We start from the raw sequence: 14,488 nt of genomic DNA, 5'->3' as shown, positions 1-14,488 counted from the left end.
CGCCTGCGCTCGAGCCGATGCGACATGTCCCGTTCGGCTGCGCGAGCCGGCTCTGCGATAATGCGGGCTCCCCATTTCCGCTCCGCCGCCCGCCATGACGCAGCCGTCCGCCCCGCTCTCCACCGACCTGCCGCCGATCTCGTGCCTGCCCGGCGACGCGCTGCCGTGGCTGCCGATGAGCGCCGACCTGCCGGGGCTGGCGATCAAGTACCTGCACATCAATGCGGCCGAAGACACGCTCACCGCGCTGCTGAAGATGCCGGCCGGCGGCACGCTGCCGCGCCACCGTCACGAAGGCGAGGTGTTCGTCCATACGTTGCAGGGGGCGTGGCGCTATCGCGAATACGCCTGGGTGGCGCACGCCGGCTCGACGGTGCTCGAACCGGCCGGCTCGGTGCATACGCCGGAAACGCTCGGTGCGCCGGGTGAGGACGTGATCACGCTCAACGTGATGCGCGGCGATCTCGTGCTGCTCGACGACGACGGCCGCGAAACCGCGCGCGAGAACTGCCGCGTCGCGCTGCTGCGCCAGCGCAAGCATGCGCGTACCGCGCCGGAAGACGCCGCGCCGTTCGTCACGCGGTAACGCAGGCGCTACGGTCGCGTCACAGCCCGCGTGGCGTTCGCGCGCCCTGTAGACCGGATGACCGCCGGTGCGCGTCGCCGGGCCGCCTCGATCGTCACCGAAAGCGCCGGAAAAACGTCCGCATATCGTCGGCCAGCCGATCCGGCTCTTCCATCGCCGCGAAATGGCCGCCGCTCGGCATGTCGGTCCATTGCACGACGTCGAACACACGTTCGAGCCAGCTGCGCGGCGGACGGCTGATTTCCTTCGGAAAGCGCGCGAACGCGACGGGCACCGCCACGCGTTGCCCGGCCGCGAAGCGCATGGGCTGCAGCCGGTTTTCCCAATACGTCTGCATGGATGAGCCGATGCAGCCGGTGAACCAGTAGAGCGAGATGCCGGTCAGCAGCGCGTCGTGCGAAAACCGCCGTGCGACGTCGCCGTCGCAATCGCTCCACGCGCGGAATTTCTCGGCGATCCAGGCGGCCAGCCCGGCCGGCGAATCGTTGAGCGCGACGGCCAGCGTCTGCGGCTTCGTCATGTGCACATGCGCGTATCCGCCTTCCAGCGCGGCCCACTCGCCGCGCTGCGTCACGAAGGCCCGTTCGTCGTCGGTCAGCGGCACGGCCGCGTCGGCCGGCGGTTCGTAGCTGCCGGGCAGGTAGTTCAGATGGATGCCGTCCACCCGGTCGGCATGCCGCGCGCCGAGCGCGATCGACACGCCTGCGCCGAGATCGCCGCCTTGCGCGCCGAAGCGTCGATAGCCGAGGCCGGACATCAACGCCGCCCAGCAGTCGGCGACCTGCCATGCCGACATGCCGGGTGCCGTTGGCGCGGGCGAGAACAGGAAGCCGGGCAGCGACGGTACGACGACATCGAACGCGTCGTCAGGATCGCCGCCGAATGCCGCCGGATCGCACAGGCGCTCGATCAGTGCGGCGAATTCGAACACGGAGCCCGGCCAGCCGTGCGTGATGACGAGCGGATAAGGTTTCGGTCCCGCCCCACGCCGATGGATGAAGTGCACGCGCTGCCCGCCTGCGTCCGCGACGAACTGCGGCAACCGGTTCAACGCACGCTCCACCGAGCGCCAGTCGAAGCGCTCGGCCCAGTAGTCGGTCAGCTCACTCAGCCACGCGCCGTCCACCCCCTGCTGCCACGGCTCGGCGGGCGTGAGCAACGGCGGGCGGCGGGCGCGCAGGCGCAGACGCAGACGCAGGTCCTCCAGCGCGTGATCGGGTATCGCAATCTCGAACGGCTCGGCGTGCATGGTGTCTCCTCACGAAGCGTGCCGGAGATTCTGCGCGATTTTTCCGACTCGCGCTGGCGTGTCGCCCCGCCGGCATCAGCCCGCTTCCCGCTCGTCCGTCCGCGCATCGCGCCGCATCGCCTGCGGCGGGACGCCGAACCCGCGCACGAACGCCTCGCGCATGTGCCGGCGGTCGCGAAAGCCGTTTTCCTTCGCGATCACGTCGAGCGAATGGCGGCTCTGCTCGATCATCAATCGCGCCGCCTCCAGCCGCAGCCGCTCGATCGCCTTCGCCGGCGACTGCCCCGTTTCGAGCGTGAACACGCGGCTGAACTGGCGCGGGCTCAGGTGGACGGCTTCGGCGAGATCCTCGACCGTCAGCGCGCGGCCGAGATTTTGCCGCGCATAGTTCAGCGCGTTCTGGATCCGGTCGGATTTCGGTGCGAGTTCCAGCATTTCGGAATGCTGCGACTGGCCGCCGGCGCGCCGCTGGTGCATCACGAGCTTGTGCGCGACCGAGCGGGCCGTATCGGCGCCGAGATCCTTTTCCACCATCGCGAGTGCGAGGTCGAGGCCGGCCGTCATCCCGGCCGACGTCCAGATCGGGCCGTCGACGATGTAGATCCGGTCGTCCTCGACGCGGATCTCCGGATAGCACCGCTGCATGTCGCGGCCGAACGCCCAGTGCGTCGTCGCGCGGCGCTGTGCCAGCAACCCGGCTTCGGCCAGCACGAACGCGCCCGTGCAGATGCCGGCGATCCGCCGCGCGCGTGCCTGGGTGCGGCGCAGGAACGCGACGACGCCGGCCGGCGCCGGCGAAGCGAGCGGATCGTTGACGCCCGCGACGATCCACGTATCGACGGCGATCCGCCCACGCAGCGCGTGCGTGGCGACCGGCAGCCCGAGTGACGAGCGCACGTCGCCGCCGTCGACCGAATAGTTGGCCATCCCGTAGAACGGCTCGCTCATGCCCATGTTCGCGTACTCGAACACCGATTGCGCGGCGAGCGCCATGATCTGGAAGCCGTCGCTGATCAGAAAGCCGATGCGGTGCATGTGAGTTCTCCCGTCCCGGGCGAATGGATCGGCCCGATGTCCTGAATCATACCCATCTACGTCATTTGTGTCGCAACGATTCGGGACCAGAATGGCTTCACGCCATCCGGCCATTTCCCTCGAAACGGAGCACATCATGACGCAAGCACATCGCGGTACCGCCCTCATTACCGGCGCCTCGTCGGGCATCGGCGCCGTCTACGCGGACCGCCTCGCGCGCCGCGGCTACGACCTGATCCTGGTCGCGCGCAACCGCGACCGCCTCGCTGCCCTCGCCGACCGCATCACGAACGACACGCAGCGCAGCGTCGAGATCATCGATGCGGATCTCAACGACCGCGCCGCACTCGCCGCCGTCGAGGCAAAGCTGAAGCAGGATGCGAGCATCACGCTGCTCGTGAACAACGCGGGCATCGGCACGCACACGCCGCTGCTCGACAGCGACGTCGATGCGATGACGCGGATGATCGACCTCAACGTGACCGCGCTCACGCGCCTCACCTATGCGGCGGTGCCCGGCTTCGTCGCCCGCGGCAACGGCGCGGTGATCAACATTTCGTCGATCGTCGCGATCTCGCCGGAAACGCTGAACGGCGTGTACGGCGGCAGCAAGGCGTTCGTGCTCGCGTTCAGCCAGTCGCTGCATCACGAACTCGCCGACAAGGGCGTGCAGGTGCAGGCCGTGCTGCCCGGCGCGACCGCCACCGATTTCTGGCAAACGGGCGGCCTGCCACTCGAGCACCTGCCGAAGGAAATCGTGATGTCGGCAACCGACATGGTCGACGCGGCGCTGGTCGGCTTCGATCGCGGCGAACGCGTGACGATCCCGTCGCTGCACGCGGGTGACGAATGGGCCGCGTACGAGGCCGCGCGCCGCACGATGGCGCCGCACCTGTCGGCCGACACGCCCGCGCCGCGCTATTCGACGGCAGGCTGAGCACGCGGCATCCCGCAGGTCGAAAGCAACAGGCACGTCGAACCCGGAGGTGCCGCGCAACACGGTGATACATGGCGAATCGCCCGTCATCATCCGCGGTTCCGCGGCACGTTTCCGGGCCGATGCGGATCGATGAATTCGTCTGCGGAAACCCGCGCCGGATTATTTCCCGGTTGGCATAAATGTCGCGCGCCGACCGACGATTCCGGTTGGCTTGCCACGCATTCCGCGCAACAGTAAGCTCTGCGATTGCAGTCCCCAAGCGACCTCGTTCGACCGGCATTCGTCCGATCACGAGGGCAATCGTCCGTTGCGGAATTCGACCATGCAGGCCCGTATGTTCATCACCGAGACCGGCGACGCGCCGGCCTCCGCACGCAGGTCGGCCGTCCGTCTGCCCGCGCTCCCACCGCTGCCTGAACTGGACACCCTCTGCCGTGTCGCGCGAGCGCATGCCGGCGCCGCCGGCGCATTCATCGCGCGCGCCGACGCCGATGCGCCACGCGTGCTGGCCGCCGACGGCGCATTGCCCGATCGGCTTCCCGACCCGCTGCCCGCCGATGCGTTGGTGCCCGAAGCCGAGCCGACGCCGGCCGCCGGTTCGCGGTTCGCCCCGTGGAGCACGCACGCCGACGGGCAACGCAACGACGGCCCGCGTCACGCACTGCGGATCGTCGCGGCCTGCGAACTCACCACGCCCGAGGGCGCGACATTCGGCACGCTGTGCGTCGTGGACGACAAGACCCCGGTGCTCGACGCGACGCAACGCACAACGCTGCACGACCTCGCCACACTGGCTGCAAGCACGCTTGCCCGCGCGATCGAAACCGTGACGTTGCGCGAGCGCCTCGGCACCGTCGAGGAACACACCACGTTGACCACGCAGGCGCTCACCGAGAGCGGCACCGGCGTGTGGGACCGCAACGTGGAAACCGGCGAGATCCATTACTCGCCGGCCTGGAAGGCGCTGCTCGGCTACGCGCCGCACGAGCTCAGCACGCGGATCGAGGATGCATACGAACGGCTGCATCCGGACGACGTCGCCGACGTGAAGGCCGCGATGCTCGCGCACTTCGAGCAGCGCACCGACCATTACGCGGTCGAGCACCGCATCCGCTGCAAGGACGGCTCGTACAAATGGATCTGCAGCCGCGGCAAGGTGATCGACCGCGACAGCCGCGGCCGCGCGCTCCGGATGGTCGGGACGACCACGGACATCACCGCGCTGCGCGAGCTCGCCGCGCGGTTGCGCGACTCGGCCGCGCTCGTCACGGACCTCACCGACCAGGTTCCCGGGCTCGTGTTCCAGCTGCGCCAGGCGCCCGACGGGCGCCGCTTCTTTTCCTACGCGAGCGCGGGTGTCGCCGACATCTACGAACTGACGCCCGAACAGCTCGCCGGCAGCGCGGAGGTAGTCGAGACGCGCATCCATCCGGCCGACCTGGTCGCCTACCGGCTGTCGCTGCACGACTCGGCGGTACGACTGACGCCGTGGCGCCTCGAATATCGCGTGCTGCTGCCCGGCCAGGGCCTGCGCTGGCGCGAAGGCGATGCGCGGCCGCAGCGCACGGCCGACGGCGGCACCGTGTGGCACGGCTTCATCACCGACGCGACCGACCGCAAGCACATCGAGGCCGAACTGCACCGGATGGCCACGACCGACCACCTGACGCAACTGTCGAACCGCCATGCGTTCATGCGGCAAAGCGAAGCCGCGCTGCGCGCGGTGCGCACGACCGGCCACGCCGCCGCGGTGCTGATGCTCGATCTCGATCACTTCAAGGCGCTGAACGACCGCTGGGGGCACCCGGTCGGCGACCGCGCGCTCCGGCATTTCGCGCGGCTGCTGCTCGCGGAAACCGGGCCGGACGGCATCGTCGGACGCGTCGGCGGCGAGGAATTCGCGATCGTGCTGCCGGGCGCGGATCTCGACCGTGCGCTGGCCTTCGCGCAGCGCGTGCAGCAACGCGCGATGCAGGCACGGCTCATGCACGAGGACCAGCAGGTCACGCTGACCGTCAGCATCGGCATCGACGCGATGCGGGCGTCGGACTTCGGCGCCTACCAGCCGCTGTCGCGCGCCGACAAGGCGCTCTATCTCGCGAAGGAGCGCGGCCGCAACCGGATCGAGGTGTATCGGGCGTAGCGTTCGGGCGCGCGACGCCCGCTCCCCGCCTGGCGTCCCGCCGCGTCCATTGAGCGACATATTCGGGACCGATCGTGTAGGCTAGCGCTCCGGGCCCACCTCACCACGATTTGCCATGGACAATTCCAAACTGACCGCGCGTCTCGCGTCAGGTCTTCTCGCCGTCGCGCTCATCGAGCTGCTGGCGCTGCTGTTCGGCTATGGGTTCGCCAGTTCGATGGACGATCCGTACATGGGCCTTCGCGTGTTCATCACCGCGCTCTTCTGGGCGGCCGGCCTGTCGGCCATCGGGGTCATCGCGGCAATCGCGTGCCTGTCGATCGACCAGCAGGCGCGCGGCGGCACGATCAACTGGGCGCTGGCGCTGCACGGCCTGATCGTCCTGCCCGGGCTGTTCATGTCCTTCCACTGAACCGCACCGCCGAGCCGCACCGCCACCGCCCGCGTCACGCCGATTCCGCACGCGGCGCCGCCCGCACACCCAGCAGCATCGCGACCGCGCACGCGGCCAGCAGCGCCGCGATCATCAGCATCGCCGGGTCCATGCTGCCGGTTCTCGTGCGGATCAACCCGACGAGCCACGGCGTGATCATGCCGCTCGACACGCCGATGCTGCTGATCAGCGCGATCCCGCCGGCCGCGCCCGCGCCGGAGAAATACGCGGACGGCACGGCCCAGAACACCGGATGCGCGGCGAAGATCAGCATCGCCGCGACCGACAGCAGCGCCATCATCGCGACGATGCTCGACAGATGCAGCGTCAGCAGCGCGAGCGCCACCGCGCCGCCGAACGCGCATGCGGCGAAGTGCCGGCGCCGTTCGCGCTTGCGGTCGGAGCGCCGCGCGATCGCGATCAGGCCGGCCGCGCCGATCGCGTTCGGCACGACCGACAACAGGCTGATCTGCACGACGTCGTGAATGCCGAATTCGCGGATCATCAGCGGCATCCAGAACAGCAGCATCAGGAGCGCGGTGGTCAGCGAGAAATAGATGAACGCGAACAGGTACGTGCGCGGTTCGGCCAGCACCTGCCGCAGCGAATGCGGCGCCGGTGTCTCGACACCGGCGCGGTCGGCGGCCAGGTCGGCCGCGAGCCGCTGGCGGTCGGCGTCGGACAGCCACTTTGCGTGCTCGGGACGATCGCACAGCCAGAACCACGCGATCACGCCGAGCAGGATCGCGGGCGCGCCTTCGATCGCGAACATCCACTGCCAGCCGTGCAGCCCGAGCACGCCCGACATCCCGCGCATCAGCCAGCCTGACAGCAGCCCGCCGACCATCCCCGCCACCGCGACGCCCGCATAGAAGATCGACAGCACCGACGCGCGCCGGCGTGCCGGATACCAGTACGTCAGGTAGAACACCACGCCCGGAAAGAACCCGGCCTCGAACAGCCCGAGCAGGAAGCGCAGCACGTAGAAATGCTTCGCGCTGTCGACGGTGATCATCGCGACCGACACCGCGCCCCACAGGAACATGATCCGCGCGAACGTGCGGCGCGCGCCGAAGCGGCGCAGCAGCGCGTTGCTCGGCACCTCGAACAAGACATAGCCGACGAAGAACAGCACCGCGCCGAGGCTGTACATCGCATCGGTCAGGCCGAGATCCTGCCGCATCTGCAACTGCGCGAAGCCGATGTTGCTGCGATCGAGGATCGACACGATGTAGCAAATGAACAGGAACGGCACGATCCGCGCGCCGATGCGGCGGTAAAGTGCGTCGTCCGTTGAAGCGATACCGGACGCGACGGCACGCGCGGCGTCCGCTTGAAGAGGGGCTGACATCGATCGTCTCCTCGCTGGATTCGGGTACGGGGCTCACACGGCGTGCCGGTCGCCGCCGCCCGCGAGCAGCGACCGGCCGTGGCTCGCTCAGTCGCGCGGCGCGGCTTCGCCTTTCACGCCGAGCATCAGCGCGACGCCGCTCGCCACCAGCAGCACGGCCAGCAGATACACGGCGAGATCCATGCTGCCGGTGCGCGTGCGGATCATCCCGATCACCCACGGGCTGACGATCCCGCTCGTGATCCCGATGCTGCTGATCAGCGCGATCCCGGCCGCGGCCGCGTTGCCCGGCAGGTAGCGGGTCGGCACCGCCCAGAAGATCGGCAGTGCGGCGAAGATCAGCGTCGCCGCGACCGACAGGCACGCGAGCATCGCCGCGAAGCTGTGCAGGTGCAGCGTCAGCGCCGCGAGCGCGAGCCCGCCGCCGATCGTGCAGCACGCGAAGTGCTTGCGGCGCTCGCCGGTGCGGTCCGAACGGCGCGCGATCAGGATCAGCCCCACCGCGCCGACCGCGTTCGGCACCACCGTGTACAGGCTCACGGCCACGACGTCGGTCACGCCGAAGTCGCGGATCATCAGCGGCATCCAGAAGTTGAGCGTCAGCGACGCGCAGGTCAGCGAGAAATAGATGAACGCGAACAGGTACACGCGCGGGTTCGCAAGCGCGGCCACGAGGCTGCGCCCGTCGTGCGCGTGGCCGTGGCCGCCACCGTCGGCGCACAGCGCGGCGACCTGCGCTTTTTCATCCGGCGTGAGCCACGTGGCGTCCTGCGGCCGGTCGACCAGCAACGTGAACGCGGCGAACGCGAGCAGGATCGCCGGCGCGCCTTCGATCGCGAACATCCACTGCCAGCCGTGCAGCCCGAGCACGCCGCTCATGTCGCGCATGATCCAGCCCGACATCAGGCCGCCGAGCACGCCGGCCACCGCGACGCCCGCGAAGAACACCGAGATCGCGGCCGCGCGCCGGTTCGCGGGGAACCAGTAGGTCAGGTACAGCACGATGCCGGGAAAGAAGCCCGCTTCGAACACGCCGAGCAGGAAGCGCAGCACGTAGAAATGCGACGGCTGCGACACGAACATCATCCCGGTCGACGCGATGCCCCACAGCAGCATGATCCGCGTGAAGGTGCGGCGCGCGCCGAAACGCGCGAGCAGCAGGTTGCTCGGCACTTCGCAGAACACGTAGCCGACGTAGAACACCGCGGCGCCGAGGCCGTACATCGCGTCGCTGAAGCCGAGATCGTGCTTCATCTGCAACTGCGCGAAGCCGATGTTGATCCGGTCGAGGAACGAGATGACGTAGCAGAGGAACAGGAACGGCACGATTCGCCACGCGATCTTGCGGAACAGCAGCGCATCGTCCGTGGCGGCGGCAGCGGAAACCGAAGCGCCCGCGTGCGCGAGCGTCGCTTCGGCGGGAAGCGATTGGGGCATGTCTCTCTCCAAACAGGCTGCGCGATTCGCGCGCGCAGCCGTCTCCCAGGGCGTACGTGCGCCCTGCTTTCTTGTGAGATCGGATACGGCGGACGGAAAGCCGGCAGGAAGCCGTGGCCCGTCGCCGCTTCAGAAAAAAGGCGGAGCGCCCTGCCGGACACCCCGCCTGTGCAAGCCGCTCAGTCCTGCAGCGCGGCCCACATTTCCTTGTCGCGCTGTGCGGTCCAGATGCGCGGATGCGTGATGCCGCTCGCTTCGTCGAAGGCTCGCGACACGTCGAACGGCAAGCAGTGCTCGTAGATGAACACGTGGCCGAACTTCGGATCCATCGCTTCGCGCGTGAGCGCCATCGACGCCTTCAGGTCGAGCTTCTGCTCGACGGCCTTGCGGCCCTGCGCGAGCAGCGTCGTGACGAAATCCTTCGTGTAGTCGAGGCCCTTGTTCACGTCGGCCGGGTTCAGCAGCGCCGGGCCGCGGCCCGGCACGAGCTTCTCGGCGCCGAGTGCGCGCAGCGCCTCGAGCGTGGCCGGCCATTGTTCGAGCTGCGCGTCGCCGCAGTAGCACGCGGCGTCGTATTCGACGAGGTCGCCCGAGAACAGCACCTTCTGCGACGGAATCCAGACGATCGTGTCGCCCTTCGTGTGGCCCGAGCCGACGTGCATGATCTTCACTTCGAGCTTGCCGAGGAACAGCGTGATCTCGCGCTCGAACACGAGCGTCGGCCAGGTCAGGCCCGGCACCGTCTCGACACCCGCGAACAGGCGCGGGAAGCGCTCGATCTCCGACTTCATGTCGGCCTCGCCGCGCTCGACGATCATCTCGTACGTGCCGCGGCTCGCGATCACGTGCTGCGCGCCTTCGTCGAAATACGCGGACGCGCCGAGCACGCGCACTGCGTGGTAATGCGACAGCACCACGTGCTTGATCGGCTTGTCGGTCACGCTGCGGATCTTCGCGATCAGGTCCTGCGCCATCGCGGGCGTCGCGGTCGTGTCGACGATCAGCACGCTGTCGTCGCCGATGATCACGCCCGAGTTTGGGTCGCCTTCGGCGGTGTACGCGTAGGCGTTCTCGGACAGCTTCGTCCAGGTGACTTTCTTCTCTTCCAGATCGGCTTGGGAGGCGAATGCTTTGGCCATGTTGCGTTCCGTGGCTGCGAGCCATGTGTTGAGGGGAGTGAGCGGATCATCTTCCCGCGCCGAATATTTGTCAATGACAAAGTCGCTTGCTATTGTCTAATAAGGGTAAACCTGCGGGCTGGCGCGATAAATGGCGTCGGATACCATGCGGGGTTTCGTCAACGGAAGAATCATCGCGTGCAGAACCACGAAGTCAGCGCAGACGACGCGCCGCCCAAGGCGCAGCGCGGGATCCAGAGTGTCGAGGTCGGCGGCCGGCTGCTCGACGCGCTCGCGCGCCGGCGCAAGCCGCTCGGCCTGTCCGAGCTGGCCGCGGCGGCCGACCTGTCGACCGCGCAGGCGCACACCTATCTCGTCAGCCTGACGCGGCTCGCGCTCGTGAAGCGTGATGCGATCACCGGCAACTACGAGCCGGGCCCGTTGTCGCTGCGGCTCGGGCTGATGTCGATCGAGCGCCAGCCGGCCTATCGCGCGGCGCTGCCGCACGCGGCGCGGCTCGCGGAAGCGGTCGGCCTGAGCGTCGCGGTGTCGGTGCCGGGCGTGCTCGGGCCGACGATCGTGCGCATCGAGCACGGCGGCTATCCGCTGCACGTGAACCTGCATGTGGGCTCGGTGATGTCGCTCGACACGACGGCCACCGGCCGCGTGTTCCGCGCGTTCGGCGATCCCGCGCAACTCGATGCGATGGCGGCCAGCCAGGCCGGCGCGGGCGCCACGCTCGCGGGCGCCGAGCAGCCCGCGCCGGACGCCGGCGTGCCGCGGGCGGAACTCGACGCGATCCGCGCACGCGGTATCGAGCGCGGCGTCGACCTGCCAAGCCCCGGCGTCAGCGCGATGTGCGTGCCGGTGTTCGACGCGCACGGCACGCTGCAACTCGCGTTGACGGTGATCGGTTCGACGGGCTCGATCGACGTCGACTGGGACGGCCCGATCGCGACGGCATTGCGCGACGCCGCACGGCTGGCCACCGCGTCGCTTGGCGCGGCGCACGATGCGCCTCCGCCGGCGTCCGGCCCGGCCCCGGCCACCCCGCGTGTGCCGCCCGCACTGGCCGACGATGCGAAGGCGCAGCGCGGGATCAATGCGCTCGACAGCACCGGCGAACTGCTGCTCGCGCTGGTGTCGGCGGGCCGCGCGCTACCGCTGCGCGATCTCGCGGCGGCCGCCGGCATGCCGGCCGCGAAGGCCTTTCCGCATCTCGTCAGCCTGCAGAAGATCGGCCTGCTGAGCCGCGACGACGCCGGCTGCTTCGGCGGCGGCCCGCTCGGGCAGGCGCTCGGCCTGATCGCGATGCAGCGCGTGTCGCCGACGCGCGACGCGGAAGCCGAGATCGTCGCGCTGGCCGGCGCGACCGACATGAGCGTGGCGGCCGCGACGCTCGGGCCGCTCGGCCCGACCGTGATCCGCCTCGAGGAATCGGCGCGGCCGCAGCACGTGAGCCTGCAGGTCGGCACGGTGATGTCGCTCGTCAATACGGCGATCGGACGGATCTTCGCGGCCGGCATGTCCGACGACGTACTGGCCGACCTGCTGGCCAACGAGCCCGTGCGCCTCGCGGGCCGCGCCGCCGCGCCGGCCGACGCGGCCTTCCGCGCGCGGCTCGCGACGATCCGCGCGGACGAACTCGATTTCGCGTTCGATGCGCCGGTGCCGGGCATCGGGACGGTCGCCGCGCCCGTGTTCGATCACACCGGCAGCATCCGGCTCGTGATCGCGATCATCGGCTCGTCGCGCGGCTTCCCGCGCGGGCCGGACAGCGAGCTCGCGCAGGCGTTGCTCGCCGCGACGCGGCGGCTGTCGTGGCGGTTCGGGTGGATCGGTGGATAGCCGTCCCCTTTTTCCTTTTCTTCGCTCTGCCAGACCGCGCCGCGAGGCGCAGCCTCGTCACGCGTGCGCGCCGGGCCTTTCCGGGGCGGGATGGCCGTATCAAGTGACATCGATATGAAGCCCCGCGCGACCGCGATTCATGTTGCATCGAGGCAACATAAACTGTCAGGAATTCTCATATAACGAAATCGCATTTCACAGAGCGGAGGTGTTTCGCTATGATTAGGGTTATCCCTAACTCGCCACCTATATGGGGCTTCGACATGCAAACGTCTAACACCTCCGACCGTTCCACCGAATCCGCTGGCTGGCTCGCACGTATGGGCGAGCTGATTGCAGAAGCTTGGGCACTCCACCTCGAGAACTGCGAAGTCATCGCTGAAGCACACGCACGCCTGCCGCGCTGAACGCGCAATGGCGCGGCCGCCAGCCGCGCTGGCCGCACGATGCCCACCCGATCCGCTTGCCCGGACGCGCGCCATGAGGCTGCCGCGGCGGGCAACGGGTTGCAAGGCGAGTCGTCGGAAACAGGCCGGGTAGTCCCGTTGAATGCGCGCCCCCGTTTCAGGCACGCGTTGAAGTTGCTCTGAAGTTGCTTTAAAGCCGATGCCGCGCCGATCAACCTCGGCGCGGTTTTGTCTGCCGGTTGCCCGGGCAGGCAACTGTTATCTCGCCAGCGCGTAGATCCGCCGGAGCACCGCGGACGGAAGATTCATCCGCGTGGCAGGCCCAGGCGCCGAACCGCGCCTCTGCGTGGCCCCTCTCCCGATTGCCGGCTTGCTCCGCGCAAAGTCGCAGCCCCATGCGCCGTCGTTTCAACGACGGTCGCACACGCTTCCCCGCCCCCCATCAGACCTGAATCGACGGGACGTCCTTCATGCAGCGCAGCGCGAACATCGAGCGGCTGTGACGGATGCTCGAAATCTTGTACAGCTTTTCGCGCAGGAACCGCTCGTAGCCGGCCGTGCCGTCCACCGCGACCTTGATCCAGTAGTCGTACTCGCCCGACACGAGATAGGCCTCGAGCACCTCGGGCAGCGCCGCGAGTTCCTCGCCGAAGCGCGCGAGCGCGTCGTCCTCGTGGCGATCGAGCGTGACTTCGAGAATCACGATGTCCGCATAGCCCAGCTTGCGCTGATTGACGAGCGCGACGTAACCGTCGATGTAGCCGTCCACCTCCAGTTGCCGCGTGCGGTTCCAGCACGCGGTGGTCGACATGCCGATCTGTTCGGCCAGTTCGGCGTTCGACAGACGCGCATTTTTCTGCAGGGCGCCGAGGATCTTGCGGTCCTGGCTATCGAGCGTTTTCGGCGAGCGTTCACGTGTGGCCATGGCAAAAAGAATCATCTACTGGAAACTGGGATTCTATCTGAACGACATTCCGGATTTGTGTCGGTTTGTGTGGAAAAGCGGAAGCCTTTTAATCCGGCCCCTTGATATATTTTTACCCATGCCTGCTGTCCGGCACGTTCCCGCGACAACCCTTCGCACCGGGACGCACGGCCGCAATCACGAGTTGCGGTGCCGGCCGGCAGGCATGCGATTCCCCGCCGCCCGCGCGCCTATCCGGCCGCGCGGCTTCGGCGCCCGTGTTCCTGTTCCTGCCCTACCCGTCATGTCGTTCAGGCTTTACCTCTCGTTTCTCGCGGCTTCCGCCGTTCTCGTCTACGCCCCCGGCCCCGTCAACCTCCTCACCATGAACCAGGCGCTACGCGCCGGCTGGCGCCGCGCGCTGCCGTGCGTCTGGGGCGGCACGCTCGCCGTGCTGCTGCAACTCGGGCTGACCGCGCTGTGCCTGAATTCGCTCGTGCATCTCGACGAGCGCGCGCTGACCGTACTGCGCTGGGCCGGCGCGGCCTACCTCGTGTGGCTCGGCTGCAAGCAATGGCTCAGCCGTACGCCGGCCGGCGCACCCGCCGCCTCGGCCGGGCCGGCCGGAATGGCCCCGCCCGACACCGACTCGCACCGCGCGCTGTTCTGGCGCGGCGTGGCGACCTCGGGCCTGAATCCGAAGACGCTGCTGTTCTTCCCGTCGTTCTTTCCGCAGTTCATCAGCCCCGGCGCCGACTGGAGCCTGAACCAGCAGTTCCTGCTGCTCGCGGCGACGTTCGCGGTGCTGTTCGCGGGCGGCGTCGCGTCGATGGCGCTGTTCTCGCACCGGCTGAGCCGCGCGCTGCAGCGGCCCGCAAGGATGCGCGCGATGAACCGCGTGACGGGCGGGCTGCTCGTCGGAATGGGCGCGATCATGGTCGGCTGGAACTGAAAGCGGCCGGGCGGCCGGCTTCATCGCGGCCGCCGCCACGCCCCTCGAAAAAGCAGCCGATTGCCGAATGCTTTAGGGTAGCGGC

General features: G+C 68.6%; 12 protein-coding genes. 6 read left to right on the top strand and 6 right to left on the bottom strand.

Annotated features, from left to right (window positions below; genetic code table 11):
- Window positions 1-94 precede the first annotated feature (94 nt).
- The gene (locus tag CFB34_RS10450; RefSeq protein WP_089442560.1) at window positions 95-586 is read left to right on the top strand and encodes a 2,4'-dihydroxyacetophenone dioxygenase family protein; all 492 of its coding nucleotides are present in this window, start codon (window positions 95-97) and stop codon (window positions 584-586) included.
- A gap of 94 nt (window positions 587-680) precedes the next feature.
- Here the strand turns inward: CFB34_RS10450 and CFB34_RS10445 are convergent, their stop codons facing one another.
- Both CFB34_RS10445 and CFB34_RS10440 read right to left on the bottom strand, forming a co-directional pair.
- A complete protein-coding gene (locus CFB34_RS10445; protein WP_089442561.1) occupies window positions 681-1,835 on the bottom strand; it encodes an epoxide hydrolase family protein in 1,155 nt (384 codons plus the stop codon).
- Window positions 1,836-1,910: 75 nt separating this feature from the next.
- Complete coding sequence (locus tag CFB34_RS10440; protein ID WP_089442562.1) at window positions 1,911-2,870, bottom strand: GlxA family transcriptional regulator; 960 nt, start codon at window positions 2,868-2,870, stop codon at window positions 1,911-1,913.
- Between the two features lie 136 nt (window positions 2,871-3,006).
- Here CFB34_RS10440 and CFB34_RS10435 point away from each other — a divergent pair, with 136 nt between their 5' ends.
- From CFB34_RS10435 to CFB34_RS10425, 3 genes are all read left to right on the top strand, one after another.
- Window positions 3,007-3,807 (top strand): SDR family oxidoreductase, encoded by an 801-nt coding sequence (locus CFB34_RS10435; RefSeq protein WP_089442563.1) that lies wholly within the window; start codon window positions 3,007-3,009, stop codon window positions 3,805-3,807.
- A gap of 325 nt (window positions 3,808-4,132) precedes the next feature.
- Entirely contained in the window at window positions 4,133-5,953 is a 1,821-nt protein-coding gene (locus CFB34_RS10430) for a sensor domain-containing diguanylate cyclase (RefSeq protein WP_242808589.1), read from the top strand.
- Between the two features lie 115 nt (window positions 5,954-6,068).
- Complete coding sequence (locus CFB34_RS10425) at window positions 6,069-6,365, top strand: hypothetical protein (protein ID WP_089442565.1); 297 nt, start codon at window positions 6,069-6,071, stop codon at window positions 6,363-6,365.
- 34 nt (window positions 6,366-6,399) lie between these two features.
- Here CFB34_RS10425 and CFB34_RS10420 read toward each other — a convergent pair whose 3' ends face one another.
- From CFB34_RS10420 to CFB34_RS10410, 3 genes are all read right to left on the bottom strand, one after another.
- A complete protein-coding gene (locus CFB34_RS10420; RefSeq protein WP_089442566.1) occupies window positions 6,400-7,737 on the bottom strand; it encodes an MFS transporter in 1,338 nt (445 codons plus the stop codon).
- A gap of 87 nt (window positions 7,738-7,824) precedes the next feature.
- Window positions 7,825-9,174 (bottom strand): MFS transporter, encoded by a 1,350-nt coding sequence (locus CFB34_RS10415; protein WP_089442567.1) that lies wholly within the window; start codon window positions 9,172-9,174, stop codon window positions 7,825-7,827.
- Between the two features lie 179 nt (window positions 9,175-9,353).
- Window positions 9,354-10,313 (bottom strand): MBL fold metallo-hydrolase, encoded by a 960-nt coding sequence (locus tag CFB34_RS10410; protein WP_089427583.1) that lies wholly within the window; start codon window positions 10,311-10,313, stop codon window positions 9,354-9,356.
- 177 nt (window positions 10,314-10,490) lie between these two features.
- On the opposite strand from CFB34_RS10410, the gene CFB34_RS10405 reads away from it, so the two are divergent.
- Entirely contained in the window at window positions 10,491-12,140 is a 1,650-nt protein-coding gene (locus CFB34_RS10405) for an IclR family transcriptional regulator C-terminal domain-containing protein (RefSeq protein ID WP_089442568.1), read from the top strand.
- Window positions 12,141-12,989: 849 nt separating this feature from the next.
- On the opposite strand, the gene CFB34_RS10400 is transcribed toward CFB34_RS10405, so the two are convergent.
- Complete coding sequence (locus CFB34_RS10400) at window positions 12,990-13,472, bottom strand: Lrp/AsnC family transcriptional regulator (protein WP_021159229.1); 483 nt, start codon at window positions 13,470-13,472, stop codon at window positions 12,990-12,992.
- A gap of 283 nt (window positions 13,473-13,755) precedes the next feature.
- Between CFB34_RS10400 and CFB34_RS10395 the strand changes: the two genes are divergently transcribed.
- Window positions 13,756-14,403 (top strand): LysE family translocator, encoded by a 648-nt coding sequence (locus CFB34_RS10395; protein WP_089442570.1) that lies wholly within the window; start codon window positions 13,756-13,758, stop codon window positions 14,401-14,403.
- The last annotated feature ends 85 nt before the right edge of the window (window positions 14,404-14,488 follow it).

Origin of the sequence: Burkholderia sp. HI4860 (genome assembly GCF_002223045.2) — a bacterium.
Classification (GTDB): domain Bacteria; phylum Pseudomonadota; class Gammaproteobacteria; order Burkholderiales; family Burkholderiaceae; genus Burkholderia.
The sequence above is the reverse complement of the archived record's forward strand: the minus strand, read 5'-3'. Positions and strand labels throughout refer to the sequence as shown.

What these genes read in the sequence shown, in the direction of transcription:
- CFB34_RS10450 (WP_089442560.1), top strand. Translation starts at nt 95, where the DNA reads ATGACGCAGCCGTCCGCCCCGCTCTCCACCGACCTGCCGCCGATCTCG.
- CFB34_RS10445 (WP_089442561.1), bottom strand. Translation starts at nt 1,835, where the DNA reads ATGCACGCCGAGCCGTTCGAGATTGCGATACCCGATCACGCGCTGGAG.
- CFB34_RS10440 (WP_089442562.1), bottom strand. Translation starts at nt 2,870, where the DNA reads ATGCACCGCATCGGCTTTCTGATCAGCGACGGCTTCCAGATCATGGCG.
- CFB34_RS10435 (WP_089442563.1), top strand. Translation starts at nt 3,007, where the DNA reads ATGACGCAAGCACATCGCGGTACCGCCCTCATTACCGGCGCCTCGTCG.
- CFB34_RS10430 (WP_242808589.1), top strand. Translation starts at nt 4,133, where the DNA reads ATGCAGGCCCGTATGTTCATCACCGAGACCGGCGACGCGCCGGCCTCC.
- CFB34_RS10425 (WP_089442565.1), top strand. Translation starts at nt 6,069, where the DNA reads ATGGACAATTCCAAACTGACCGCGCGTCTCGCGTCAGGTCTTCTCGCC.
- CFB34_RS10420 (WP_089442566.1), bottom strand. Translation starts at nt 7,737, where the DNA reads ATGTCAGCCCCTCTTCAAGCGGACGCCGCGCGTGCCGTCGCGTCCGGT.
- CFB34_RS10415 (WP_089442567.1), bottom strand. Translation starts at nt 9,174, where the DNA reads ATGCCCCAATCGCTTCCCGCCGAAGCGACGCTCGCGCACGCGGGCGCT.
- CFB34_RS10410 (WP_089427583.1), bottom strand. Translation starts at nt 10,313, where the DNA reads ATGGCCAAAGCATTCGCCTCCCAAGCCGATCTGGAAGAGAAGAAAGTC.
- CFB34_RS10400 (WP_021159229.1), bottom strand. Translation starts at nt 13,472, where the DNA reads ATGGCCACACGTGAACGCTCGCCGAAAACGCTCGATAGCCAGGACCGC.
- CFB34_RS10395 (WP_089442570.1), top strand. Translation starts at nt 13,756, where the DNA reads ATGTCGTTCAGGCTTTACCTCTCGTTTCTCGCGGCTTCCGCCGTTCTC.